The following is a 26,149-nucleotide window of genomic DNA, read 5'->3' as shown; positions in this document are numbered from 1 at the left end:
CAGATGGCTATCAGCGTCGCTTCAAAGGGATGATTTCGGCGCCCGATTTGGATTCGCTCTGTTCCTTATCGTCCATTTGCCGCAACGCGCGCTGAAACTCGCTTTGTATACGCTGCATGATATTCAGCGAATCTTCCGTGTAATAAACCGCCTCGTAAGGGACTGGCTCGTCCAAGGCGCTACGCTCCCGGGCCCGAAAATTCTGCCAGGCGAGGACGATGTTGCTGCGGGAAACGGCACCATCCAGAAAGACGATTTCCTCCAGGTCGATCACGGCCAGGTAAAGCATGCTGCGGACAGGGACGAACAAGGCCTTTTCGCCACTTCGGTAAAGCAGGGTTCTGGAAAGGTTATAAACGATGGCGGGCAGAGTGCGTGTTTCCCGTTTAAGTTCCCTGGAACGATGAAAGACTTCTTTTGTATACATCTCGACCCTCCTCGCTAGCCGTTGCCACTTACGCTAGCGCGCGAGCCCGCTAGTTTCAATAACTGGATAACAAAGTTTGAGTTTGCTATATTCGAAAGCCAGACCTGTCAAGAAAGCCGGGATGTAAAGCACAGCTAGCGACCCCTCTGGTTTGGATTTGGCGGAAAACCCCGGCATGTCGAGTCAATCTCACTCTCCGTTCCAAGTACCAGCGTGGCCGCGTCCGGACGAGGTCAGTCCAATTCAAAAATTATCAAGACCATTCCATCAGTACCGTTACCCTTTGAGTTTGGAGAAAAGCCATGACGATTAAAGTTGCAATCAACGGATATGGTCGCATCGGGCGGAATGTCCTGCGGGCTTTATACGAGTCGCAACGAACCGGGGAGATCCAAATTGTAGCGATTAACGATCTGGGCGACGCCAATACCAACGCGCACCTTACCAAGTACGATACGGTGCACGGCCGCTTTCCGGGGGAAGTTTCGGTGGACGGCGACTCCATGATCGTCAATGGCGACCGGATTCGCGTGTTTGCCGAGCGCGATCCTTCCAAATTGCCCTGGCGCGATTTGGGAGTTGATGTCGTTCACGAATGCACGGGTATTTTTACCTCCAAGGCCAAGGCATCGGCCCATCTCGCCGCGGGTGCGAAGAAAGTAATCATTTCCGCGCCGGGCGGAGAAGACGTGGATGCCACCATCGTTTACGGCGTCAACGACAACACCCTTAAGTCCAGCGACACGGTAATTTCGAACGCATCCTGCACGACCAACTGCCTGGCGCCGCTGGTCAAGCCCTTGCACGAGGCGATAGGCGTCGAACACGGTTTGATGACCACCATTCATTCCTACACCAACGACCAGGTGCTGACCGATGTTTACCACAAAGATCTGCGTCGTGCTCGATCCGCCACGCAATCGATGATTCCCACCAAAACCGGCGCCGCTGCGGCAGTCGGATTGGTGCTGCCCGAATTGGCCGGCCGGCTGGACGGTTTCGCGATTCGTGTGCCCACCATCAACGTTTCGCTGGTCGATCTCACTTTCGTTGCATCGCGCAAGACCAGCAAGGACGAGATTCACGACATCATCCGCAAGGCTTCGGAAGGTTCGTTGAAGGGGATCCTCGGTTACAACGATCTGCCTTTGGTATCCATGGATTTCAATCATGATGCCCGCTCCTCGATTTACGAGGCTACCCTTACCAAGGTGATGCAGGGCAATATGGTCAAAGTATTGGCTTGGTACGACAACGAGTGGGGTTTCTCCAATCGTATGTTGGATTCCACGGCCGCTTTAATGGAAGCTCGCTAGAGACGAACGATGAGATGAGACGCACGAAGATAGTAGCGACCCTAGGCCCGGCCACGGACGATCCGGCTGTTTTGGAACGAGCGATCAGAGCGGGTCTCGATGTCGCCCGGCTTAATTTTTCCCACGGTGACGCGGAGACCCACAAGAAGCGCGCCGAGGCGGTGCGGGCTATCACTCGGAAGCTGAACCGCCATGTCGGCATCCTGGTTGATTTGCAGGGACCCAAGATCCGGATTGCGCGTTTCCAGGGTAACGGCAAAGTCCATCTTCGGGAAAACGCCCGCTTCGATCTGGACACGGCATTTCCCCCGGATCAGGGCGATGAGCACCAGGTAGGATGCCTGTATTCCGATTTGCCGAGAGATGTGAATCCGGGCGATGTTCTGCTGCTGGATGACGGCCGCATCGAACTGGGCGTGGACAGGATAGAAGGTTCCCGGATCGTCTGCAGAGTGATCATCGGGGGAGAACTGTCCAACCACAAGGGCATCAACAAACAGGGCGGCGGTCTATCCGCGGCGGCATTGACCGACAAGGATAAGCTGGACATCAAAACGGCGGCCGAAATCGATGCCGATTATCTTGCCGTATCCTTCCCGCGGTCCGCCTCGGATCTCCAGGAAGCGCGAGACTTGCTGCGCGCCGCGGGGGGAGAAGCCGGGATCGTGGCCAAGATAGAACGCGCCGAGGCTTTGCAGCCGGGCGTGATCGAGGCCATAGTCGACGCATCGGACGCCATCATGGTGGCGCGCGGCGATCTCGGCGTGGAAATCGGCGATGCCGTTTTGCCGTGGGTGCAGAAGGACCTGATCAAGCTGGCACGAAGCCGGGACCGCGCGGTTATTACGGCCACGCAGATGATGGAATCCATGATCCACAGTCCGATGCCTACCCGTGCGGAGGTGTTCGATGTCGCCAATGCGGTGATCGACGGCACCGATGCGGTAATGCTTTCCGCCGAAACGGCCACCGGCAAATATCCGGACAAGGCGATAGCGGCGATGAACAGGATATGCAAGGAGGCCGAGCAGCATCCTCGGGTTAGGCAATCCGGCCACCGCATCGACGAGACGTTCGGCTACATCGACGAAGCGATTGCGATGGCGTCCATGTATGTCGCCAATCATTTACCGGTTAAAGCGATCGGTGCGCAGACGGAAACGGGCTCGACGCCTTTGTGGATGTCCCGCATAAGCTCCGGCATTCCGATTTACGCGTTGACCCGGCATGAAAAAACCTGCCGCAAAGTTACGCTCTATCGCGGCGTGTATCCCATTAGCTTTTATAGTACAACGTCCGATCACGCGGTTCTGAACCGGGAGATCATCAACGAGTTTCTGAGCCGCGATCTGGTGAAGCAAGGCGATTTAGTCATTCTGACCAAAGGCGATCTGACCGGGGTGCGTGGCGGAACCAATGCCTTGAAGATCGCCCGCGTTGGAGGTGTGTAGGACGCGGATTCTCTGCCGTTTGGGATGGTCGGCTTTTACCATTTTCGTCATAAGGGAAAATGCATGAACGGCGAATATTTAACACGATTTCTCATCCACGAGCAGCGCAAAAGTCCGAACGCTACGGGCGAGTTCACGATGTTGCTCAGCGATATTGCGACCGCCTGCAAGGCTATTGCGCACGAGGTGAATCGCGGGGGCCTGGCCGGCAATCTCGGTATCGCGGGGTCCGAAAATATCCAGGGTGAAACGCAGAAGAAGTTGGACGTGATCTCCAACGATATTTTCATCAGGTCGCTCGAGTGGACCGGGCATCTAGCCGCCATGGCCTCGGAGGAGAACGATGAGATCATTCAGATTCCACCGGGCTATTCGAGAGGCAAATACCTGATCTGCTTCGATCCTCTCGACGGATCGTCCAATATCGACATCAACCTAACGGTGGGCACGATTTTCTCCATTCTTCGTGTGCCGGAAGGTGTGGTCAATCCAGCCGAAGCGGATTTCCTTCAGCCCGGAACCAAACAGGTGGCCGCGGGATTCTGCACCTACGGGCCGACTACCCTGATGGTGCTGACAACCGGCAACGGAGTGAACGGCTTTACGCTGGACCGGGACGTGGGAGAATTCGTTTTAACGCACCCCAATATGCAGATTCCCCGGGAAACCTCCGAGTTTGCCGTCAACATGTCCAATCAGCGCTATTGGGAGGAGCCGGTCAAGCGCTATATCGACGAGTGTCTCAAGGGCAAGGACGGCGGTCGGGAGAAGAATTTCAACATGCGTTGGGTGGCTTCGATGGTTGCGGAGGTTTACCGCATTCTGACCCGGGGCGGCATCTTCATGTATCCGTACGACACACGGGACGTAAGCAAGCCGGGACGCTTGCGCTTGATGTACGAAGCCAACCCGATGAGTTTCATTGTCGAGCAGGCGGGAGGCGCAAGTTCGACGGGGCGCCAGCGCATCATGGACCTTGAGCCGACCAGCATCCATCAGCGCATACCCGTGATTTTGGGCTCGAAAGCGGAAGTCGATCGGGTGGTGTCTTACCACCGGTAACGTTATGACCCTCGAAAGGTCCGGCAGTCCTTGATTGCCGGGCAGGGCGGAAGCTTATGCCGGCTCGTCGGATTGCTTGAGCAGCGAATAGACGGTCTCAAGGGCACGATCGATAAAGGGCTTTCTCGCGATCGGCAGGATTCGGGTTTCGCCTTTCGCGATTTCCTTGGCCAAGATTCTGAGAGATTTTACGGCGACCTGGATACCGGCTTGATCGACGAAAATGTAGTAGGAGGTTTTGGGGCTGAACCAAGATAACTTGCCGCGTTGCCGGGTTCTTTTCTCCGGATGGGTAAACTCGAACCAGGTGCCCAGTTTAGCCGCCTTCAATTGGCTAACGATCTCCGCAAGTTCGGGCGATGAGTTTTTCAGGAGCGGCAATTCGGTTGCCGCCGGCACTTCCACGTCATCCCAGAGCGCTTTATCGGCCTGCACTTCCGGCGGGGCTGGCCGAATCTCCCTTTTGTCTTCCGCCGGCTGGGCCGCTCCGGTTGCATCGGCGGACCCTCGTTGGAGATCGTGATAACAGACCCTCAAATCCTCTATGAGGCGACTGGCGTTGACGTCCGGATCGCCGATCATGGCGAGGCCGCTGCGGATCGATTCTTCTAACTGAGGTATTTTTGCCCGGAGCTTTTGTTGCTCATCCGGAGTGGACTTGGGAGTCACGCTCGAAATGATGTCGTCGACCACCGCGAGAGCATTTTTCCATTCTTCGCTATCCTTCCCATTCCGGAGCCAGGTCAACACCAGCACATTGGCCCAAGTGCCCATTATCAGATCTTCGGCGGCTTTGGGCAGGCTACGGTCCCAGGTGCGGTCAACGATCTCCTGGGATACGATCTGGCGCGCCTCGCGCAGCCGGTCCCGGCCTTTGGCTGATTCGACCGCGCGCTTTTCCATGACCTTGGAACGCTGGTTGAAGGTATCCAAGAAAGCCGTGAACTCGTCCAGGAGTTCGGCAAATAGCTGGGTGTTATCGTCGAACTCCTGAATAATCCGATCAACGATGGAGCGCATTTTTGTGAAAACGCCCTGTCCGTTGTTGTCCTCCACGTTGCACCAAGCTCCCGCTTGAGCCATGGCATTCAATAGCCGCCGTGCCGGGTGTTTGCTCCGGAAGAAGAACTTCTTGTCCAGGATTGCAACCTTGAGATAAGGGGTGTGCAAATGGCTCAGCAGAGCTTTGACCGAATCCGGCAGGCTGTTGTCATTGAGGATGTATTCGAACAGCATGCCCACCAAATCGATGACGTCCGCTTCCGCCGAGTTCACCTGCTGCTGCTGGACTATTTCGGCCAGTTGGGCAAGTTGCGCGGAGAAGCTTTCCTTAATGGACTCCAACGGTATCTGCGCAAGTTGGAGTTGTGTTATGGGCGGCGCGCTCATTTGCAAGGTCTTCAGCGAGGTCATCAGACTCGCGAAATTGGTGGGGGATGAGACGATATGCCGGGTTGGTTGAGGCATCTCGCCTTGATGGCGCCGGGCAAGGATTTCCTGAATGCTACGGAAAATCTCGTGTTCCAGCGTCGCATCGGCGCCGTCGTCCGGTTCAACGACCCGTGTTTCGTCGCGCTGGGCGGTTTCCGAGGCGGGTGTAACAGCGGCCGGACTTGGCGTCGGCGCGGGCCTCGGCGTTGTCTGCTCCGAGGGTTTGTAGCCGATTGCCTCTAGGGAAAGGTTCGGAAGTACGCCGCCCGCGATCAGCGAATCATTGAAGCGGACATAAATGTTTTCGGCGCGCCGTGTGACCAGGCGATCGAATTCCTCGGCCAGCGCAATTCGAACCTTATGATCGACGGGCAGATCGAGAGCCTCCAGTGCCGTTTGTATCGCATCGCACACCTGGGCCGGCGAACCGGGCAGAGCGGGATGAAACTCCCCGAGCTTGATGCCGCCGTTGATGATCGCCAAACGGTGGTTGAGCGAAAATAGCTGAGGCGCGTAATTCTCGTTCGCCTTTCGCACCGCCTCGGAGTAGGCCAGCGCCACGTCGTAATCGTCCTTGCCAATGAGGCTTAGTTTTCCACTCCGTGGCGGCGTGGATGTTCTTAAGGGTTCCGTCTTGCCTTGTGCGAAATTGTCGAAGCCCCTGTTGAGCTCGCCCATGAAGCTCTGCTGGATATGGGTTTGCCGCAAAAGAATCTCGTGCATGACCTCAAAGACATGGCTGCGCATGGCGTTGGTGTCGGCGTTCTCGGCTAAGTTCAGCATAAACCCGTCCATCTGCTCGAACATTTGCTTGAAGAGGTCGCCGAATTGCCCGACAACCTCCTCCTGGATGGAGCCGAGCAAATCCCGATAACGCGGCAGAATTTCTTGGCGAGTCTCGCTAGCGACGGGTGTATTCGATTGCGGTAAATCCATAGTCGGGTGCTTTCGGTTGATTCCGTCTTAATGTTGGCTTAAAGATTAAACGGCGAAATATTCGCGCTGCCGAACGAATTATCGAAAAGATTTGCGTAATGCGCCACCCGGAGTGGGTTTCAGTACAGAGCAATATGTCCATTCGCTATCTTTGGTCAAACCTATGGATGGCATCGTAAAATCCCGCTCAATTCAAGCCTGCACCGGTTATCATATTGATGTTGACGGCAGCAAGACTGCGTGCGGCTCTAAAAAGCCGCATTTCAGGATTTGCCTTCTTTTAAGGCGGCTGCCGCAAGCCGTCACTCTGCCCCTTGTTTTCCGCGGGCGGCGGGGTCCGGCCGGTCGGGAGGCCGTGCGGGTGCAGTAGTCCGAGGCGGTAAGCCAGAAGCAGTATGATAAACAAGCCGATGGATAAACCAATGCGGACAGTCAGGGCTTTTACCGTCCGTGGAGAACGGGTGCGGTCCTTAACGAGGTAAACCAACGCCGTGCCCAGGCTTCCGATGATAATCAGCAGGAACAGAATAATGAGCGCTTTCACAAATGGCATTCAATACTTCGCGGTTTAAGGCGGTGTGGTGACCGGACGTTCTCACCCAGAGGTGACGATTGCGTGATTATAGCTTCAAACCGGGGTTGGCCGCCTCGCTAGGATTGATCATAGTCCTTCCCCTGTTTGTTTCCTTGGGTTTTTGGCAGCTGCATCGAGCCGACGAGAAAAAAGGCATGATGGAATTGCGGCTCCAGCGGATACAGGATGAGCCGCTTACGTTACGCGCCGAAGAGCCGAACTTGGAAGATATTCGATACCGGCGAGTCATAGTCTCGGGCGAATACGATGTGGGTCATCAGTTTCTCCTGGATAATCAGATCCACCGGCAAAGTCCCGGATACCACGTGTTGACGCCTCTGCGTATTGCGGGAACCGAGGCCGCGGTCCTGGTGAACCGTGGTTGGATACCTCTGGGCCGCACCCGAGCCGAACTGCCCAACCTGGACATTCGTCAGCCGATCGTGCAAGTCACCGGCATCGTGGAGCGCTTCCCGGGTGTCGGTTGGCGTCTCGAAGGCGCGGAGATACCCACGGCCGGTTGGCCGGCCGTGGTCCAAGTCGTGGATACGGCGCGCATCGGCGAGCGGCTCGGGTATGCAGTGCTTCCCTATCAGGTTCTGGCGGACGAAACGGTTGCCGAAGGCTATACCCGAGTTTGGAAGGAAACTCGTCTCGACCCGGGAAAAAACCTGGGTTATGCGCTGCAATGGTTTCTGTTCGCTTTGGTTGCTTTGGTGTTGTACGTTCGGCACGGCGTCAAATCGCGGCCTCAAAGGCAATAATCTCCTAATTTTCAATACGATTCTTCCTACTCATGTCTCTCCCAACGAACTCTCTGTGGCGAAATCGCGCCCTGATCATTTTTATCGCCCTTATTTCCATAATTCCCTTCGGAGCCGCTTGGTATTACGCCAACAATCCCCAGTTGATCACCAAGCGCAGCAATTACGGCAACTTGGTTCTTCCGCCGAGGCCTATCGATTACGGCGAGTTGCTCGCACGCCCCGTCAGTCGGAGCGAAGTGCTGTCGGAGGTTAAAGGTCGTTGGGTGATGTTGCATGTGGTCTCGGGCAAGTGCGTTGACCGTTGTGCGGAAACCCTTCATAAGACCAAGCAGATAAGGCTCATGCTGAACAAGGAAATTCCGCGGGTGCGTCGTTTATTGCTGGTGGCAGATGATCCGGTTGCTGCCGATCTCGCTCCCTTGCTCAAGGACGATCAAACCTTGCTGCTGGCGGTAGCGAGCGAAGCTCTATCGCAGAAATTGGCGGCTGCGGTTGAAAAACCGTTGACCGAGGGCATGGTGATTCTTATAGACCCGTTTGGGAATGCAGCCCTATGGTACGATTCCGGGTTCGACCCTTACGGCGTACTCAAGGATTTGAAGCATCTCCTTCGCGCGTCACAGATTGGCTGAGAGATTGTGAAAAAACCTACTGCGCGGCCCGAGTCCGCGCCTGCGATGCTCAACGTACTCCCTGTACGCCTGCGCTTCTCGAACGAAGTCGGGCCGCTCGCGACGGTTCTTTTCACAACCTCTGAATCGGATGCCGACGCCTTCAAACCAGGACCGCTATTCGGTTCGGATCACCGCGATCGAACATTGACACGACAATAACAAGACTATGTTCAGAAACCTAACTCTCTTTTCCCTGATTCTCGCATTTTGCGTAATGGCGATGGGCGCTTATGTCCGTATCTCGGATGCCGGGCTGGGCTGTCCGGATTGGCCTGGCTGTTATGGAAAGATGATCGTCGAGGAACCGCAGATTGCCGAAGCGTTGCGGCATGCCCCGTTCGACGCGGCCAAAGCCTGGAAAGAGATGATCCATCGCTATCTTGCCGGCACTTTGGGCGTTTTTGTTCTCGTACTCGCCGGACTGGTGTTTCGGGTGCGGGAAAACAGGGGTAGAGCGATCGCATTGACCTATGCAACCCTTGCTCTTGTGGTCGGGCAGGCGCTTCTCGGTATGTGGACCGTGAAATTCCTGGTTATGCCCGTCATCGTCACGGCCCATCTATTGGCAGGGTTTCTTACGCTTGCCCTATTGTATTGGCTGTACCTCACGGTGAGTCCGAAAACGCCGCCGGTCGGAGATACCCGGTGGCTGCGCCGCTTGAGCGGTTTCTCCTTGTTATTGCTGTTCGCGCAGATTTTCTTGGGCGGATGGACATCGTCGAATTACGCCGCGCTGTCCTGCCCGGATTTTCCCACCTGTCTGGGCTCTTTCTGGCCTGATGCCGATTACGCCGAGGGTTTTACGCTTTGGCGAGGTATCGGTGGCGCCGATTATCAAAAAGGCGGATTGCCGCTGGACGCCCGCGTCGCCATCCATTGGGCGCACCGCGTGGGCGCCATAGCGGTTTTTCTGGTGCTCAGCGTGCTGGCTACAGGGATCACCTCGAACCGCAAAGTGCCTCGCCTGAGCAAGGCCGGCGTGCTTCTCAGCTTTTTGCTGCTGGCACAGATCAGCTTGGGGATCGCAGCGGTTCTGCTGCGTATGCCGGTTGCCGTAGCGGTCGCGCACCACGCCGTGGCTGCACTGCTTTGGCTGAATCTGGTCCATGTTCATTTTTATCTTCGTCTGCCTCGACGTGTTGAGGCTGAAATGCCCGCGCGCGAGGCGGCTGCCGAGCGCATCAGTGTCGCACCGCCTGCCGAGGTCTTGCCGCCGATCGTTCCGCCGCTTCCCGTCGAAAAGGTACCTGCACGGCCCACGCCGGAAGGCATGTTCGTTCGGCTCAAAAGCCAGCTCGGGAAAACCCGCAGTGGTCTCACCGGCTTTCTCGGGACGCTCGCCCTCGGCAAGAAAGCCATCGATCGCGATGTTTTGGAAGATATCGAGTCCCAGTTGTTGATGGCCGATATCGGCGTGACAGCGACTCAGGACATCGTTCGCCATCTCACGGAAAGCTTGGAGCGGCATCAGCTTGACGATGTCGGCACCTTGGCGGCCAGCCTCCGCGAGTATTTGTACGAGATCCTCCGGCCCGTCAGCGTTCCGCTCGACATTCCGGCGGAGACTCGGCCCTTCGTTATCCTGGTCGTAGGCGTGAACGGCGTGGGCAAGACTACGACTATCGGCAAGCTCGCCAAACGCCTTCAAAGCCAGGGACACAGCGTCATGCTGGCGGCCGGCGATACCTTCCGCGCCGCGGCCGTAGAGCAATTGCAAACCTGGGGTGACCGGAACAACGTCCAGGTGATCGCCCAACACACCGGGGCCGATTCGGCGTCGGTCGTCTACGATGCGGTGCAAGCGGCCCAGGCGCGGGGCATCGATGTGCTCATCGCCGATACGGCGGGGCGTCTCCATACGAAATCGCATCTCATGGAGGAGCTCAGCAAGATCAAACGCATCATGGGCAGGCTCGACGAGACCGCGCCGCACGAGGTGCTCTTGGTGCTCGATGCGAGCACCGGCCAAAATGCGATTTCGCAAGCCAAGCTGTTCAACGAAGCGGTCGGGCTGACGGGGATCGCGCTCACCAAGCTCGACGGCACCGCCAAGGGCGGCGTCATCTTCGCCCTGGCCAAGCAGTTCGGGCTGCCGATCCGGTTCATAGGGATCGGCGAGGGCATCGATGACTTGCAGGATTTCGACGCGCGGAAATTCGTAGATGCATTATTCGCCGAGTGATCGGACGCCAGATCGCGCGAATGATAATGCCGTGAACACGTCTGAGCCGGCGCGTGCCCAAGGCGCTTGATCAGAGCCCGGCCTGCGCAATCAGACGCACAGTGCCGGGCGTGTTCTAATCCCTGGTCTTGAGCCTCAACTCGCCGGGCCGACCCGTTTCTTCGAAAAGTCCGGTGAGTTTTCGTTTGAATTCGGACGTGATCGCGCCGATATCCTTTTTCTCCTGAACCACTCTCGGTGTCAGGAGTACGACCAGTTCGGTTCGATTGAGCGTCTTTTGGGTAGATCCGAACAAGGAACCGATCCAGGGAATCCTGCTCAAGATTGGTATACCCGTTATGTCTTTGGTGTGATTGTCTCTGATTAGGCCGCCCAAGGCTATGGTCCCGCCATTTCCGACCGCTACCGCACTTTCGATCGCTCGCTTTGAGATGATGAAGGTAGACGTATTCCCTACTGTGGTGGGCGATGGCGTGCTGACTTCTTGCGTGATCTCCAGAGTCACCAGTCCTCCCGCGTTGACGCGAGGGCGGACATGGAGGATGACGCCGGTATCGACATACTGAAAGCTGCTGGTTATGGTCGGCTGGTTGGTGGCGCCGACGCCGGCGAGCCCGGTCGTTTGGGCGGTCGCGAGGGGAATGGTATCGCCCACGTTGATCTGGGCTTCCTGGTTATTCAACACCATCAGGGAGGGCGAGGAAATCACGTTGACTTTGTTGTCGTGGGCCAGAAGATTCAGCTGCACCCGGATGTCTCTGCCCGCAGCGACCAATGAGTAGGTGAATCCGCCAGCCAGCGCCGCGGCTTGCGCAATGTCTTCGATCTGACTTCCAAGTACCGCGGCTCCGGACCCGTGGTTGAAAAACCACTGCAAGCCGTATCGCAGATCGCCCGTCAGGCTGACCTCCACGATCGTGGCGTCCACCAGCACCTGCAAGGGCATGATGTCCAATTCCTTGATCACCGCTTCGATTTCCTTGTACTCCTGCGCCCTGGCGGTAATGATCAAAGCATTGTTGGCCGGATCGGCAACGATGCGAACACCGCCGAGTTCGGCAACCGCTGCACCGCGGCCGGCTCGGGCGGCGCGAGCCCCCCTAATCCCGCCTCTCGTACCCAGACCGCCAGTTCTTCGGCCGCCTAAGTCTCCCGTGGTACCGCTTACACCGCCTAAGCCTCCCGTAGTACCACCTAAGCCTCCCGCCGTGGAGCCGAAGCGGCTCGGCGTCGAGGTGGTGCTGCCGAGCGAGCTTCCCGTACCGCCGCCCAAGGTTCCCACCGATCCGGTGTCGGATGTGATGCCGTCGCCGGTTTGATCGAAACCTCCGCTCCCGCCACCTCCGATGGTCGTACTCTGCATGCCCGGTGCCAGCGAGGGACCGGGCGCCCGCCGCTGCCCCGCGCCTCCGCCGAATATATTGGACAATGTTTCCGCCAGTTCCACGGCGTCCACGTTCTGTACCCGATAGACATGGACCCCGCCTGCCCGAGTGCTGCTGTAGCGGTCGAGTCGTTCCACCCAGGTTTCCACTTCGTCCAGATAGCGCGGCTGGGGGGTCACCGCCAAGACGGCGTTGAGCCGTTCGATAGGCAACAAGCGGACTACGCCAGCCAGCGGGCCTTTGGCCGTATCCCCCAGCACCTTGTCGAGTTCTTCCACTATCGTCGCGGGTTCGACGTTTTTGAGGGGATACAGTCCAACCGACATGCCGCGCATGAAATCGACGTCGAACATGCGGATCGTTTCGAGCACACCCTCTAGTTCCTCGCTGGTTCCCGCCAAGACCATGACGTTCCGGCTTTCATCGGCGCGGATGATGGACTTGGGCGGCATCATGGGCTCAATGACCTTTTGCATTTCCTGCACGCCCACGTAACGTAAAGGCACTACCCGCAATTGATAGCCTGCAGGCAGCGTCTGGCCAGCGACTCCCAGTCGCGCGCCCGGTGCGTCGGCGGTCGCAGTGGCATCCGGTTCGATGCGGTAGAGCCCTTTGTCCCGGATTAATACCGCTCCGTTCATCTTGAGCAGCATTTCCAGGGTGGGAAGCAGTTCATCGTCGGCCAAGGGGCGGGTCGTTTGCAGACTTACCTTACCGGCCACTTTGGGGCTTAAAACATAGTTAACCCTTAGCATGTCGCCCAGTATGACTTTGGCTACTTCCCCCAGATCGGCATCGTCGAAATTCAGGGTGTATTTTCCCTCTTTCGCAGGCCGTTTCTCGACAGGCGCGCCGGGGCCGATCACGCTACCGGAGGGAGGGTAGTATTCGGGCGGTCTCGGCGGCTCCTGGACGAGCGGTTCGGTTTGCACCGGAACGGTAGTCTCGGCTTTCCGACCTTCGCCCGTTAAATTCTCCGGTAAGGACGGCGGCTTGGTTGCATATGGCTTAATGTATTCGCATCCGGAAAACCCCAAGGCAACCACTAGCGGTGCAATTACGAATCGACTTGTTGTTTTGTGCATAGACCCTTTTCGTCTTTGGCTTCTTAGGTGAAACCTCGAAAAACCGACATCCTGATGTTTTTCGAGCAGGAACGCGAAAATAAAGATTTCACTTTCCGAGTGCGGCACAGTGTGTTAACCGCTAGCAATAGTTGGCGCTCCGTGCGGCCTGTTTTATTAGCGAGGATTCTATTACTGATCCGGTTACTCGGCTTCTTCGGTAACGGCTTCTTCGTCGACGGTTTCTTCTTCCTCGATAACTTCGGCTTCTTCGCTTATTTCTTCCACCGGAGGCGGCGGAGGCGTTACCGGTCTCGGCGGGGGGGCCGGCTGCTGCGGTGTTTGCTGGGGCTGACCCGGTGCCGTCTTGGGTTTGGGTTTAAGCAGCATCAGCTCCCTTTGTTCATCGCCCTGCTGCAGCGTCACTCTGTCCTGGCCGAAATCGACCAGGGTCCAACCGTCGATTGAGCCGTTCTTCTTCAATCGCTTGTACTTGCCTTTTGCGTCTACGAAAAGCGCGGTCTTGTCCGACGGAGAGAAAGCGACCCCCATCAGCTTCACCGTCAACGGCGTATCCTGTGCAGTCGTGGCTGTCGTTTCCCCACCTTCCGCGCCGGGACGGCGGCCTTCCATAAACAACGGACGCTGGACGATCGCTTCGTATTCCTGAATATCGGGCAGCTCAACATCCTCGGCATCGACCGTTTCGGTTGCTTCCGAATTCGAGGCTTTTTCCGAAGAAACCGGCGCGATTGACCGCTTGTCTTCCAATACGGCCGATTCGATGGCGACGCCGATGAGCAGCAAGGCCGTAACGCCGGCCAGAATCAAGGTTAACAAATTATCGCGGGACCATTTGCTCATGGCTTAACTGGCCTGCATGTAACCGATGACGTCGAAATCCACGCTCAGCTTGTCGACCGGCTGGGACTGCTTGGCCGCCGGATTGCGAGGCATCCGAATCGGCCGTATATTGAGGTTTTCCACGAACAGCATGGGCTTTGAGGATTCAATGCTATGCAAAACGTCGCGCAGCACATTGGTGCTGCCGTTCACGCGTACTTTTACGGAAATTCGGGTGAAATTCTCTTCCTTCCGTTCGGGTATCACCTGGGTGCTGGTCAGTTCGCCGCCGGCCTGACTCACGATTTCCTTGACCATCGACTGCAGATCGGCGGAAGCCAGTGCGGCGGAGTCACGTGCGATAAAGCGCTCGTCTTGCTGTCCTGCGGCCTTGATCTGTTCTAGGCTTGCGAGCAAATTGTCCTTTTCCGCCGCGACTTTTTGGTAGCGCTGCAGGCGAAACCGCAAATCGTCGACGGATTCGCCGTATTCCCGGGCAAGATCGACTACCGGAGCGATCGCCGCCAGATAGAGCACGGCGATGATGCCGGCGAGCAATCCGAGGGCCAGGAGCCGGGGCTTATTCAGAAGAAGCCGGTTTTTCAGAAAACCTCCCGTTGACGACCTCGCTGGCGATCTGGAAACGTTCCAGCCCGCTGGCCGTGTCTTTCGTTACCGGTGATACAAAACTGGTATTTTGGAAAAAGGGCGACGCCTCGATCAGTTCGATCAAAGCCGAAGCGGACGGCGATTGTCCTTGTATGACGAGCCGGTGGTCTCGGTACTGCAAGCCGTTGAGCCAGGTCTGATCGGGCATAACGTCGGTCAACTCCTGCAGCATATCCACCATGGCCGGTTCTGCGCGCTTCCTTTGCTGAAGAAATCTCGTTTGGTGCACCAGATCTTCCATCTCGTGGCGCAAGGACTCGACTTCTTTTGCGGTCTTGCTAGCCTTTTTTACCTCTTGCTCCAGGTCCAATGCGAGCGAGCGATTGGACCAGATCGGCAGAACGCCCAACACGATCACGAGCAAAACGATCAACGCGGCCAGCGCCAAATTAATCCTGTAAGGCCATGGGTTTCGCGGCGACCGGTACTTCTCGGGCAACAAATCGTAGGCGCCGAGCGGGGAGTCGCCCGCCATGTCCACGATGTTCGGCCGCCAGCCCCAAACGGCCAGTTCTTCCAGCAAGGCATCCAGTTTATTGCGCGGGGTCAAGATGAGTTCCACCGTGATCTGGCGGGTTGCCGGCGATCGCTCCAGCTGGCGCGCCGCGTAATAAACCTGGTCGCTCTTGAAGGGGGTCAGGCGATCCATTTCGAACGCCACCACCCGGCTTAAATTCTCTTCCGCCGCCAGCGGAAGCTTTAGCGTCTTCCGCATGGCCTGGCCGGGGGTCAATCTCAGGAGGACTTTCGCCTCCGTCAGGGTCGGCATGCTTTCCAGGAGGCGTTCCCGTTTCCGGCTGCCGCCATCGTCCAAGGTGAAATGGCCCAGCGGACGGATTCCTTCGTCGTCGTGGTAAACCGCGTTCAGGCCATCGTCGTCTTTCGTCAATACCAGGTATTCGCTGGCCTTGCCTAAGAGTTTTCTCAATCTCGCAGGGACGAGAAAGGACAACTCGCCGCGCCACCAGTGGAGAAATCTGGCGACATCGAGATTGATCGGCGTATCGAGTTTCAGCATGTGTACTATTGATCAGCCGTTACGCCGGCTGTTTGCGGCTTCCATCTCAGGAAAACAAAGGGGATTCCCCCCGGGCGTCTAGCTTCCCGTCTGACGACCGCCGTAGCCGGCGGTTCGGAATGGTTCCGCGATGCGGGTTGGGCGCGAATCGTGTAAACCGAATCCCCGAACGCGTGGAATCGAACTCCGGGGATTGGTGGAAACGGCGGAGGCGGTATGTTCTCGTCCCCTGCTTCCCGAGCGGTGACGAAGGCGTCCACCGCCTGGCTGTTCTCGCCCATCAATGCCAATAAAGCGCTTTTCGATGCCTTTGCCGGGTTGATACCATCGACATTGGTGTAAAGGGTGAATAAGGGCTCCAGTTTTCGGTAGAGCGAGGGTGTGATCCCCAAAACTCCACGGAGTTCCTCCAACACAAGAAAGTTGCGGTTTTGCGGCATCTGATCGAGCCCGGCGGCGCGGTATTCGGCGGATTCCGCCCCATTGAGGCGCTTCGTATCATCACCGTCGCGCCAGTCCAAAATGGCATCCGTCAATTTTACCGCCTGATCTTCATTCTGGATTAATTTCGCCAATATAGTTCGTAACGTCAATTCGCGGGCGGCATTGAGATCGATTTTCCCCGCCTCATCGTAAATACGTATTTCAATGGGGACACCGTTGAATGCCCATCGATTGGGAGTGCCATCTCCATGCCAACGCTCGGTTACATTCGGCAGGTTTAGCATGAACATGGCATAGTGTATGCCGCCATCGGCCAAGGCCACTGCCTTGGCTCGTTCCCGAGCATTGGTCACCAACGAGGTTTCCCGCTGGGTCGACAACGCGAAGCTGCCCGCCATGATGGTCATCAAGGCCAATATCCAGAGCACCAAAATCAGGGCTACGCCCTGTTGCCCTACTCGGGGGTGGAACGCCATAGGTATTATCTATGAGTTCTGAGCGCGATCACTAAAGTAGGCCAAGGTTCTTCGTCCTCCGGCTCGATTTGTACCTGAATCAGCATCGGCAGCAAGGCTTGTTGCCATTCCCGAAGCCAGGTCGGATTATTCTGTTGGCCGATTTGGAGATTTTCCGGCAGGTAGGAAAGTGTGAGTTTATCCAATTTCTCCAGTAATAAGACGTCTTCGATCGGCTCGGCCGCTTCGGTGGAATCCTGATTTGAGACATAGGGCCGCATGGCGAGCTTTAGGTCGTTCTGATGCCCGTTTTTGGCGACATATAATCTAAAGCGATAAAGGCCGCCCGACCTGACCTGGGGCGGCAATGTGGAAACATATTCGAGCCAGTCTTCCCCGCCTCTTAAGGAAATGCCGGAGCCTTCGGACTCTTCCATCTCAACCAGAGGCAAAGCGCTTCCGATGTGGTTGCGCAAGAAGTTTTGCACAAGAAACAGCCGGCTTGCCCGCGCCATCTTGTCTTCGCCGCTATCCCAGCTCGTTACGCCGATACGCAGACTGCCGAATAACAAAAGCATCATGACGCCAAGAAGGGTAGTGGCTATGAGGACTTCGATCAGCGTAAAGCCGGAGAGCTTGTGAAAAGACCTGCTGCGCGTCCCGATTCCGCACCTGCGATGCTCAACGTACTCGCTTGTACGCCTGCGCTTTTCATGCCGGGCTTCCATGCCCGGCACCCTGCGGGCGGCTTTGCCGTGCCAATCGGCTTGTCCTGCCGATTGGTCATGCCGCACACTCCCTGTTCGGCACCCTCTGGGCAGCTCCGCTGTGCAAATCGGCCTCGCCGCGCTACGCCGTCCGGCTTCGCCCGCGAGTCCGGGGCAGTCCTTCCCTGGCCTGCCCGCTCGCCGCATTGCGTCTCGCCCTGCCGATTTGTCGGCGCGGACTTGGGCCGCTCGCGACGGTTTTTTCACAAGCTCGGAGCTGGTCCGCTGTTTGTATGCGGTCATCATCAAAAGCCGGTGATCCCCGTTTTGTTAGGCAGCAGCCTCAGGGTCGTCATCTCGAACGAGCGTCGTTCGTCGCCGTCCCCCCATTCTACGCTGAGCTCCACCTGATAAGGCGCGATCGGCAAGTTCTCGGCAAATGAGATATCTTCCTCGCCTTGATAGGGGCTTACGCGCATCGTCCAGTGAAAAAGCGCGTCGATTTCGCCGCTTGTTTCACCCGGCTGCAAAGGGGTTTCCACATCGGCCGCCGCGAGCAGGGATTCGGCAATCACCACGGCGCGCGCATAATTGTCGGCGAGTCCCGCGACACGCCCCGAGCCGCCGAAGATGCGCAGCAGCACGCCCAGGGCTAGCGCCAGTATGGCGAAAGCGACCAGGATTTCGAGCAGGGAGAATCCGCTCTGGCGGACACCGACACTATTCCTCACGGATCACGACCTCTCCGGTGAGCCAATTGACATCCACCAGGCGCTTTTTCCCAGCCGCTTCCAAAGTAACGCGCCCACCGGTCGATGAGCCGTCCGGAAAAAAACGGATGTTGCCGACCCCTTCTTCTCCGGCTTCCTTCTCGGCGGTGTAAAGGCTGAGGTGGACGCTGTCGGGTAATGAAAAGTTTTTTCGGCGACCGCTGACCCGATAGATTCTGTGATCCACATCCAGCTCGAACGTTGCCTCATGCCCTCCACTAAGCGCCTGGCCTCGCGCGTACCGTAGACCGGATGCGACATCTCGCGTGGCTGCGGTGAGCTGGGAGCGGGTCAGCAGCGGAGTGACGTTCGGTACCGCCACGGCTGTTAGAGCGGCCGCTATGAACAGCGCCAACAACATCTCCAGCAGCGTAAATCCAGATGACCGGGAGGGTCTGACGGTCTGGGCGGGGAGGAACGCGTGCGGACGGTGAACCTTATGCATGGTCACCCGAGTGGGGCATCCGAAGCTACGGGATGCCCGGCGTCGAAATGCATTTCGTGAATCTCGCCCGTAGCCGATTTTCAAGCCGAAGGCATTCGAACGACACGTTTACTTACTCCCAGCTCGCGATGTCCTGGTCCTCGCCTTCGCCGCCCTCGGTGTTATCCGCCCCCAGGGTGAAAAGATCGAATTTGCCGTGCTGGCCGGGGGAAGCGTAATGGTAAGGATTGTTCCAGGGATCGGCCGGAACCTTTTTCTTGCGGAGGTAGGGGCCGTTCCAAACTTTTGCGTTGCTAGGTTGCTCGATGAGTGCCGCGAGACCCTCGTCCGTGGCCGGGTAGCGGCCCACATCCAATCGATACATGTCCAGCGCGGAAGAGAGTTCCTCGATTTGCAGGCGAGCAGTCTTGGTTTTGGACTCTCCTAAATGTTTAACGACCTGAGGCCCGACCAGCCCGGCCAACAAGCCGATGATGGCGAGCACGACCAGCAGTTCGATCAGGGTAAAGCCGCGCTGAGCGCGGATATGGCGTCGATGTTTTTGCATAACGGTACGACTCATAAGTAAAACGAATTAGTGTAAGGATGAATTGTGAAAAAAGGCGTTAAAAGGCGAGATCGTTGACGCTCAAGATCGCCATCAGAATCGAAATGATGATTCCGGCAATCATGATGCCCAAGCCCACGATCAAAACGGGCTCCAGCAGCGCCAACAGTCGCTGTACGGAAATCTTGATCTCCTTGTCGTAAGTGACCGCGACGCGCTCCAGCATCTCGGCCAAATGGCCGGATTCCTCGCCCAGCTTGATCATCTGCATGGCTAGGGTGGGAAACAGGCCGATCTCGATCAGGGGCGCCGACAGGCTTCCGCCACCCTTCAGGCTTTCCACGGCCACGCCGACCCCTTCGGCGACAACCCGGTTTCCAAGCGTTTCCCTGACGATGGTCAGCGCCGCCAGCATGGAGACGCCGTTGGCGAGCAAGGTCGCCAGGGTGCGGCTGAAACTGGCGACTTCGAGTTTCCGGATCAGGTCTCCGACCAAGGGCAGGTTCAACAATCGTCCATCCCATACCCGCCGACGCTCCGGGTCCGCGAACTGATAGCGGAAATAGCTGGTCACGCCTACGACCAGAACCAGCAATGCCCACCAGTAGGATCGCAATCCCCCGGCCACGCCGATCACGATCTGGGTCGGTACGGGGAGATCCTTGCCGGCCGATTCGAACATCTCGGTAAACTGCGGCACCACGAAGGTTAACAGCAGCAGCAACGACAAAACCGCCATGGTGACCAGGATGGCGGGATAGATCAGCGCGGTGGTGACCGTATCGCGAAGCTCCTTGGAGCGTTCCAGGTAATCGGTTAAACGTTCCAGTACCTGTTCCAGTGCGCCGCCCGCCTCGCCGGCGCGGATCAGGTTGAGATAGAAACGCGAGAAAACTCCGCCTTGGGCTTCCAGTGCATCGGACAGCTGTGCTCCGCCTTTGACCGAGTCCAGCACTTTGGCGATTAGACCGTTCAATGCCGGATCATTCGCCGTCAGTTCAAGCAACACGGTCAGCGCCCGATCGAGCGGCAGCCCGGCGTGAAGCAAAGTCAGCAGTTCGCGCGTGAACAGGGCGATTTGTTTCTGGGAAATCCGAGTCTTGTTGCGCCCCAGATTCAACCAGGCGAACGGCCGCGATTTTGCCGGCGAAACCCTGATCGGCAAAAAGCCCTCGTTTTGCAAGGCCATGATCAAGGTGCTTTCGTCGGCGGCTTCCCGTTCCGCTTCCACCGTTTCTCCGTCCCGGTCCACGGCCTTGTAGATGTAAAGAGTCATAATCCTTAGCTATCCGAAGTCACGCGCAGAATTTCCTCGATCGTGGTCAGACCCATGACGGCCTTGCGCAAGCCGTCCTCGTACATGGTGTGCATACCTTCTTGCAAGGCCATCTCTTCGATCTGGCGGGATTGGGCATGGTTCATCACCAGACGACGGACGGCATCGCTCATGACCAGGAACTCCTGGATCGCGAGGCGGCCCCGGTAGCCCGTTCCATCACATTCCTCGCAGCCCTTGGGCCGATGGAGAACTACCGGGCTGTCGGCGGTGAACCTTGCCAGCCTCATTTCTTCGACCATCTCGGTCATTGCGGGATAGGATTCGCGGCAATTCGGGCAGAGGCGGCGCACCAGTCGTTGTCCCAGGATGCCGTTCACGGTGGAGGTGATGAGGTAATCCTCCAAGCCCATGTCCATGAGGCGGGTCACGCCGCCTGCGGCATCATTGGTGTGCAGCGTGGACAACACCAAATGGCCGGTGAGTGCCGATTGCACGGCAATGCGGGCGGTTTCCAGGTCGCGCATTTCGCCGATCATAATGACGTCAGGGTCTTGCCGGACGATCGAGCGCAGCGCATTGGCGAAGGTCAGTCCGATCTGAGGCTTGACCTGGATTTGGTTGACGCCCTCCAGCTGATATTCCACCGGATCTTCCACGGTGATGATTTTGCGCTCGGGCGTATTGAGCTTGTGCAGCGCCGTGTAAAGCGTGGTGCTTTTGCCGCTGCCGGTGGGTCCCGTGATCAGGATGATGCCATGGGGCAGCGCCAGCACATCCAGGAAGCGATCGAGCATCGCGCCCTCGAAGCCGAGGGAGGAAAAGTCGAAGGCGATGCTTTCCTTGTGCAATAGGCGAATGACCACGCTTTCGCCGTACATGGTCGGTACGGTGGAGACGCGCAGGTCGAGTTCCTTGCCCTGCACTTGCAGCTTGATACGCCCGTCCTGGGGAAGCCGGCGCTCGGCGATATTGAGCTTGGCCATGATCTTGATGCGCGAAATGACGGCGGCGGTGGATCGGACCGGCGGAGCCTCCACCTCGCGCAACACGCCGTCGACCCGGAAGCGGACCTTGAGGCGCTCTTCGAACGGCTCGACGTGAATATCGGATGCCCGGGATTCCACCGCCCGCTGCATGATCAGGTTGACCATCCGGATCACCGGCGCTTCGGAGGCCAGGTCCTTGAGGTGTTCCACGTCGGCTTCGTCGATTTCTTCGTCGCTGCCCAAATCCTCGACGATTTGGCCCATAAGGGTCTTGCCGGAGCCGAGTTGCTGTTCGAGCGCGCGGTCGATCTCGGAGGGCAGTCCCACATAGGGGCGCACGGGTTTTTCGCAGGCCAGGGTGAGGGCGGCCAATAGCTCGCGGTCGAACGGGTCCGCAACCGCCACGACAAATTCATTATCCTGGGCGGCAACGCCGACCACGTGATTTTCTTTGAGGAACCGGACGGCCAAGGTATCGGGAAGCGGGGATGTGTCCGGATAGTCTGTGGGCGACACCAAGGGCAGCGATCCGACCTCGGCCAAAATTTCCGCCGTGTCGCGCTCGGAAACGACGCCCAGCCTGACCAGAAGCGCCGGCAGCTTCTGCTCGTCGGTTTGTGCCGCCAAGCGTTTTGCGCGGTGGATCTCTGCCTCGCGCACCTTCCCGCGCTTGACGAGTTCATCGGCAAAACGCTCGTAAGGGCGTTCCGTAACAGTTTCCGGGCAGATTGCCGGCTGATTTAGCTGTTGCGATGCAATGGCCAAAGTCTTCTCTCGAATAAGGCAAAGCGCCTTAGACCTTAAAAGATCTAAAAGTGCCGGATCGGTGCCGAAATTTTTTTACTTTTCCGGCAGAGGCGGATGGCCATATTACACTAAATCTTCAATAAGAATCGGTTTGCCTATGTGATATCCCTGTGCGTAATCGACGCCGATTTCGCGAAGTTTCTCTAGGATGGCGTCGTTCTCGACATATTCGGCGATAGTTTTTATTCCAAGCGAATGGCCAATTTCATTCATCGATTTGACCATGGCGTAATCGGCGTCATTGCTTGCCATATCTCTGACGAACGAGCCGTCGATCTTGAGATAATCGACCTGGAGGTTCTTGAGGTAGGCATAGGATGAAAAGCCGCTGCCGAAATCGTCCAGAGAGAATTTGCACCCATAGCGCTTGATTTTGCGGATGAAGTATTCGGCCTGCGCAAATTCGACGATCGCAGAAGATTCAGTGATTTCAAAGGTTATTTTGTCCAACGGCCAGTCTGCTCCGGCAAGCTTCGGCTGCAAAAAGTCCAGGAACTCGGCGCTATTGAGCGATTGGCCGGATAAGTTGATGGAGAATCCGCCAATGGCCGCAAATTGATCGGGATGGTTCCGGATCCATCTAAACACGGACTGGATCTGCCAACGATCGATCTCCGTAATGCGCTTCCAATGCTCGGCGGCTGACACGAACTCGCCCGGTGGCACAACTCTTTCGCATTCGTCCCTAACGCCCAAAAGAATTTCATAATGCGAAGCCGACTTGTTTTCCCCAACAATCGGCTCGATTTTTTGGCAGCGCACGAACATTCGGTTCTCCGCCAGCAGGCGATCGATGCGGCCTGCCCATTCCATCAACTGTTTATGGGCATTGAGGGTTTCGTCGTCCTCCATGTAAACCTGGATCTGATTGCCTCCTTTTTCCCTGGCTGCCATGCACGCTGCATCGGCATTCTTTAAGATCGATCCGACGCCGCCGAACCGCTCCGAAAACCGGATCAATCCGATATTCAGGCCACAGGAGAAACTGCGCGTGCCCCACTTGAACCGGTATTGCCGAATAACATCGACCAGTATCCCGGCTCGGCGGCAACCTTCGTCGATTGATCCGCAGCGTAGCAAAGCCCCGAAGTTATTGTCGCCAAGGCGCGCCGGAAGCTCATCGTGACCGATTTGTTGTTTGATCAGGCCGGCGAACTCGCTCAGCAGAAGATCCCCTGCCTCCATTCCGCACAAACCGTTGATGACCCGCAGCTGATCGATTTCCATGATGCACAAGATGTATTCCTCATCGCCGCCTTTCTGGGCAGCGAAATGACGGTTGAGCTGGCGGACGAATTCCTTGCGATTAGGTAACCCTGTAGTGGGGTCATGGCTCGCCTGATGGTGCAGCCGGTCCTGCATCGCTTGCATTAAGGTGCTGACGGTTCGTTCGACGAGGGGAAGCTCTAGATTCTCGATCGGGCTGGCCCGGTTCTCCTCAAGGTATCGGGCGAAGTCTTCGGCAGTCAATTCCAGTTGCTTGACACCTTTGCGGTTGGCAAACGCATAACGGGCCGGATTCTCGCCGATCCAGGTCAAGCGTAGCGGAATGGAACTCCCTGGCTTGAGACTTACTTGCAGCCAGTCGCCCACTCGAAATGGCCTAACTCGTTCGGACACCCGCGCGTCCATTCGATGCTCGGCAGCTCCGGGAAGGGCGTCGTGAGGCACCGATACGAGTTGCGGGCGCCCCCGTTCTTTGGGCTGTCCGGTGCCGATCAGCAGTGCTGTCAACTCATCGGTAATGGCGCGCTGGGCAGCCTGATCCGTACCCGCCGACGCTAATCGTTCATCGATAAAGTCAATCAGTTCGTGTGCCTTCAGAAGATCGGGCGGAGCGGCGGATTCGGGATTCAGCCAGCTCGACAGTTGATCCATGGCCGCGATTCCGTCCTGCCACTCTTTGCTTTCTTGGCCCTGACGCAAGCAAATCAAGACCAGCCATTGCCGCCAGCCGGTCTCGATCAGATTCAAGAGGGCTTTCGGGACAACCCGCCCATTGATACGGCAGGCGATTTCCCGGTCTACCGTACGGCGTGCGCTATCGATGCGTTGTTTCCCTTCGCACGCTTCCTGTAGTCGTCCGATTCGAAGCGTTTTGGCCCGCTGCAACGGGGCCGTCAGTTGTTCAAGCGCCTGCCGTGCTTTCTCGAATACGCCCGGGTCCTGTTTGCCCTCGTTGATAATGCGCTCGGTCAGTTCGCTCAATAGACGCGTGACCTTTTCGTCCATCATCCCGTTTTCATCCGCTGCCAACGAGAGTTGGTCGAGCAGATCGAGAGTCCGGCGTACCGGATGAGTATCGGCATCCAAGAGTGCGGGATCGTTTATGGCGGCTTTGGCTAAAGGAAGCTGCAGTTTTTGCAAGAAAGGTTTTACGCCCGCGGCAATCGAGTTATCCGCTTGCACGGTGTCGAGAACGGCACCGAGGAAATTCAGAGATTGGACATGTTGATTGTCGAGTCGGTGTTGGGAGGTTCCCCAATCGGACAATAGCTGTGAAGTCCTTTCGCTCCATGTAGAGCTTTCAGCGTACTGGCTGGTTTGCGTCATATGGGCGCCCGGTAATCGGCTTAGCTCGGCGAATACCGCCGAGGCGGGTGCGCGGAGTGCATGAAGCGGATATTGGCTTCGGGAAGCGCTGCCCGTGAGTTGCGCTTTGTCCGTCTGTGTGGGAGGGCTATCGGTTTTAACGCGTGGGGCGGGATTGCCCTCGGATAAAGTATTGGGTCTCGCGGCATGAGCTTCCCGTCTCAACTTCGGTTTGGCGTCTAGCGGGGCGGTCAGTTCACCCAGCCGGCAATACAGTTGTCCCATCGAATCACGAAGCGCGCTTTCGAAGACCTCGTAGGCCACTTTCTTTGCCTGATCGGCCAATGGCAGCGTACTGATGATCTGACCGAAAGCGAAGCCCAAGGCCATCGGTCCATAGGGATTGTTCTTCCTATGGATAGGGTGCGGCGCTATTCGGCTGAGACGATGTTCCAGGCTCTGCAATTCGGCGTGATAGGTGGCTTCGATTTTTCCGATTGCGCTGACAAGGTTCAGCCAATCCTCGAACTCGCTCGTATCCACCAATGAGAGTTCGGTTTGGCTTTTGGAGGGGGAGTCGCCGACGTTTTCGGGAACTGCGAAATTCTGCGCCTGCGCCAAGGCTTTCGCCGTAAACTCGCTTTCGATGAATTGGGATTTCTTGAAAGTGGTGATGGCATCGAAGTAAGCGGCCTGTTCCGCGTCGGTTTTGGCGCTCGACGCCGCCTGGATGAGCGCTGGCTCGATTTGGCTAAGGAAGTACCGCGTGATTTCGGGCAGGCGCTCTCCCAAAGACTGAAGGCAGGACCGGTTGATTTCCGAGCCTTCGACTTTCGATTGGTTTTGTGAGGCAAGCGCTACATTCGTTTTCGCCAGCTCGCTCAGGGCAAGCAAACTTTGGGCGGACAACGGCTCCGCGAAGGAGACGCCCGCACCGGCTTGAGATATCCTGACGATGCGCCCTTGGAGGCAAAGCGTTTTTCCGTTCGATTCTTGTTGCGGTTTGAAGCGAATCTCGACCGTTTCGCTCGTCCGGTCTCGTAACGCTCTGAGCGTCGCGCCTTCATCCGGCAAATGCAAGAAGACTCCGCCTCTACAATAGTCCCGAATTTCGCAGGGGAGCTCCGCCATTTCGCCGAGCTTAAGCGTGGCTTGCTGAGAGGCCGGCAAGCGTTTATGACGCCGCTTTTCTTTGAAAGAAGTTGAAGAATTGGCGGATCGGGACCACATGGCTTTAGCGTCTCCACGCTTCTACAATTTGAACTGTAATACATCCTCGCTAAAACTTAAGTGTAGACGCACCTGAACGGATCTAGGGCAGATCCGAACAAGGCCGGCTGCCGGCAGCCTGCACGATGAAAGGGGTTGCCCGCCCTTT

The 26,149-nt window shown here is 57.3% G+C and carries 21 protein-coding genes; 6 read left to right on the top strand and 15 right to left on the bottom strand.

The window, feature by feature from the left end; genetic code table 11:
* Nucleotides 1-10: 10 nt before the first annotated feature.
* Complete coding sequence (locus VEB01_RS12365; RefSeq protein WP_324875853.1) at nucleotides 11-427, bottom strand: hypothetical protein; 417 nt, start codon at nucleotides 425-427, stop codon at nucleotides 11-13.
* Nucleotides 428-729: 302 nt separating this feature from the next.
* Here VEB01_RS12365 and gap point away from each other — a divergent pair, with 302 nt between their 5' ends.
* The 3 genes from gap to VEB01_RS12350 all read left to right on the top strand — a co-directional run bounded on the left by gap (nucleotide 730) and on the right by VEB01_RS12350 (nucleotide 4,256).
* Entirely contained in the window at nucleotides 730-1,743 is a 1,014-nt protein-coding gene (gene gap, locus VEB01_RS12360) for a type I glyceraldehyde-3-phosphate dehydrogenase (RefSeq protein ID WP_324875851.1), read from the top strand.
* Nucleotides 1,744-1,757: 14 nt separating this feature from the next.
* Nucleotides 1,758-3,194: a pyruvate kinase gene (pyk, locus tag VEB01_RS12355; RefSeq protein WP_324875848.1), complete on the top strand. Its 1,437-nt coding sequence runs from the start codon at nucleotides 1,758-1,760 to the stop codon at nucleotides 3,192-3,194.
* Nucleotides 3,195-3,257: 63 nt separating this feature from the next.
* Entirely contained in the window at nucleotides 3,258-4,256 is a 999-nt protein-coding gene (locus tag VEB01_RS12350; RefSeq protein WP_324875847.1) for a class 1 fructose-bisphosphatase, read from the top strand.
* A gap of 54 nt (nucleotides 4,257-4,310) precedes the next feature.
* Here VEB01_RS12350 and VEB01_RS12345 read toward each other — a convergent pair whose 3' ends face one another.
* Together VEB01_RS12345 and VEB01_RS12340 are read right to left on the bottom strand one after the other, a co-directional pair.
* Complete coding sequence (locus VEB01_RS12345; RefSeq protein ID WP_324875845.1) at nucleotides 4,311-6,623, bottom strand: DUF1631 domain-containing protein; 2,313 nt, start codon at nucleotides 6,621-6,623, stop codon at nucleotides 4,311-4,313.
* A 280-nt stretch (nucleotides 6,624-6,903) separates the two neighbouring features.
* Complete coding sequence (locus VEB01_RS12340; protein ID WP_324875843.1) at nucleotides 6,904-7,176, bottom strand: twin transmembrane helix small protein; 273 nt, start codon at nucleotides 7,174-7,176, stop codon at nucleotides 6,904-6,906.
* A 59-nt stretch (nucleotides 7,177-7,235) separates the two neighbouring features.
* Between VEB01_RS12340 and VEB01_RS12335 the strand changes: the two genes are divergently transcribed.
* The 3 genes from VEB01_RS12335 to ftsY all read left to right on the top strand — a co-directional run bounded on the left by VEB01_RS12335 (nucleotide 7,236) and on the right by ftsY (nucleotide 10,820).
* Nucleotides 7,236-7,961 (top strand): SURF1 family protein, encoded by a 726-nt coding sequence (locus VEB01_RS12335; protein WP_324875841.1) that lies wholly within the window; start codon nucleotides 7,236-7,238, stop codon nucleotides 7,959-7,961.
* 32 nt (nucleotides 7,962-7,993) lie between these two features.
* Nucleotides 7,994-8,596: a hypothetical protein gene (locus VEB01_RS12330; RefSeq protein ID WP_324875839.1), complete on the top strand. Its 603-nt coding sequence runs from the start codon at nucleotides 7,994-7,996 to the stop codon at nucleotides 8,594-8,596.
* A gap of 208 nt (nucleotides 8,597-8,804) precedes the next feature.
* Nucleotides 8,805-10,820: a signal recognition particle-docking protein FtsY gene (ftsY, locus tag VEB01_RS12325; protein ID WP_324875837.1), complete on the top strand. Its 2,016-nt coding sequence runs from the start codon at nucleotides 8,805-8,807 to the stop codon at nucleotides 10,818-10,820.
* A gap of 115 nt (nucleotides 10,821-10,935) precedes the next feature.
* On the opposite strand, the gene gspD is transcribed toward ftsY, so the two are convergent.
* The 12 genes from gspD to VEB01_RS12265 all read right to left on the bottom strand — a co-directional run bounded on the left by gspD (nucleotide 10,936) and on the right by VEB01_RS12265 (nucleotide 26,001).
* A complete protein-coding gene (gene gspD / locus VEB01_RS12320; protein WP_324875835.1) occupies nucleotides 10,936-13,290 on the bottom strand; it encodes a type II secretion system secretin GspD in 2,355 nt (784 codons plus the stop codon).
* Between the two features lie 183 nt (nucleotides 13,291-13,473).
* Nucleotides 13,474-14,133, bottom strand: a complete 660-nt coding sequence (locus VEB01_RS12315) for a hypothetical protein (protein WP_324875833.1) — start codon at nucleotides 14,131-14,133, stop codon at nucleotides 13,474-13,476.
* A 3-nt stretch (nucleotides 14,134-14,136) separates the two neighbouring features.
* A complete protein-coding gene (gene gspM, locus VEB01_RS12310; protein WP_324875920.1) occupies nucleotides 14,137-14,682 on the bottom strand; it encodes a type II secretion system protein GspM in 546 nt (181 codons plus the stop codon).
* Nucleotides 14,683-14,692: 10 nt separating this feature from the next.
* Nucleotides 14,693-15,799 (bottom strand): PilN domain-containing protein, encoded by a 1,107-nt coding sequence (locus VEB01_RS12305; RefSeq protein WP_324875831.1) that lies wholly within the window; start codon nucleotides 15,797-15,799, stop codon nucleotides 14,693-14,695.
* Nucleotides 15,800-15,804: 5 nt separating this feature from the next.
* Complete coding sequence (locus tag VEB01_RS12300; protein ID WP_324875829.1) at nucleotides 15,805-16,719, bottom strand: type II secretion system minor pseudopilin; 915 nt, start codon at nucleotides 16,717-16,719, stop codon at nucleotides 15,805-15,807.
* A 5-nt stretch (nucleotides 16,720-16,724) separates the two neighbouring features.
* Nucleotides 16,725-17,492, bottom strand: coding sequence for a prepilin-type N-terminal cleavage/methylation domain-containing protein (locus VEB01_RS12295; protein ID WP_324875827.1), 768 nt, complete (start codon nucleotides 17,490-17,492; stop codon nucleotides 16,725-16,727).
* A gap of 218 nt (nucleotides 17,493-17,710) precedes the next feature.
* Complete coding sequence (locus VEB01_RS12290) at nucleotides 17,711-18,136, bottom strand: type IV pilus modification PilV family protein (RefSeq protein ID WP_324875825.1); 426 nt, start codon at nucleotides 18,134-18,136, stop codon at nucleotides 17,711-17,713.
* Entirely contained in the window at nucleotides 18,126-18,620 is a 495-nt protein-coding gene (locus VEB01_RS12285; protein ID WP_324875822.1) for a GspH/FimT family pseudopilin, read from the bottom strand. The genes VEB01_RS12290 and VEB01_RS12285 overlap by 11 nt, the downstream gene beginning before the upstream one ends.
* Before the next feature lie 112 nt (nucleotides 18,621-18,732).
* On the bottom strand, nucleotides 18,733-19,167 hold the full coding sequence (gene gspG, locus VEB01_RS12280; RefSeq protein WP_324875820.1) for a type II secretion system major pseudopilin GspG: 435 nt from the start codon (nucleotides 19,165-19,167) through the stop codon (nucleotides 18,733-18,735).
* A gap of 58 nt (nucleotides 19,168-19,225) precedes the next feature.
* Nucleotides 19,226-20,443, bottom strand: coding sequence for a type II secretion system F family protein (locus VEB01_RS12275; protein WP_324875818.1), 1,218 nt, complete (start codon nucleotides 20,441-20,443; stop codon nucleotides 19,226-19,228).
* A 5-nt stretch (nucleotides 20,444-20,448) separates the two neighbouring features.
* The gene (gene gspE / locus VEB01_RS12270; RefSeq protein WP_414675464.1) at nucleotides 20,449-22,191 is read right to left on the bottom strand and encodes a type II secretion system ATPase GspE; all 1,743 of its coding nucleotides are present in this window, start codon (nucleotides 22,189-22,191) and stop codon (nucleotides 20,449-20,451) included.
* 111 nt (nucleotides 22,192-22,302) lie between these two features.
* The gene (locus tag VEB01_RS12265) at nucleotides 22,303-26,001 is read right to left on the bottom strand and encodes a DUF1631 family protein (protein ID WP_324875816.1); all 3,699 of its coding nucleotides are present in this window, start codon (nucleotides 25,999-26,001) and stop codon (nucleotides 22,303-22,305) included.
* Between the last annotated feature and the right edge of the window lie 148 nt (nucleotides 26,002-26,149).

This window comes from Methylocaldum sp. (genome assembly GCF_035627495.1).
Taxonomy (GTDB): Bacteria; Pseudomonadota; Gammaproteobacteria; order Methylococcales; family Methylococcaceae; genus Methylocaldum.
The sequence above is the reverse complement of the archived record's forward strand: the minus strand, read 5'-3'. Positions and strand labels throughout refer to the sequence as shown.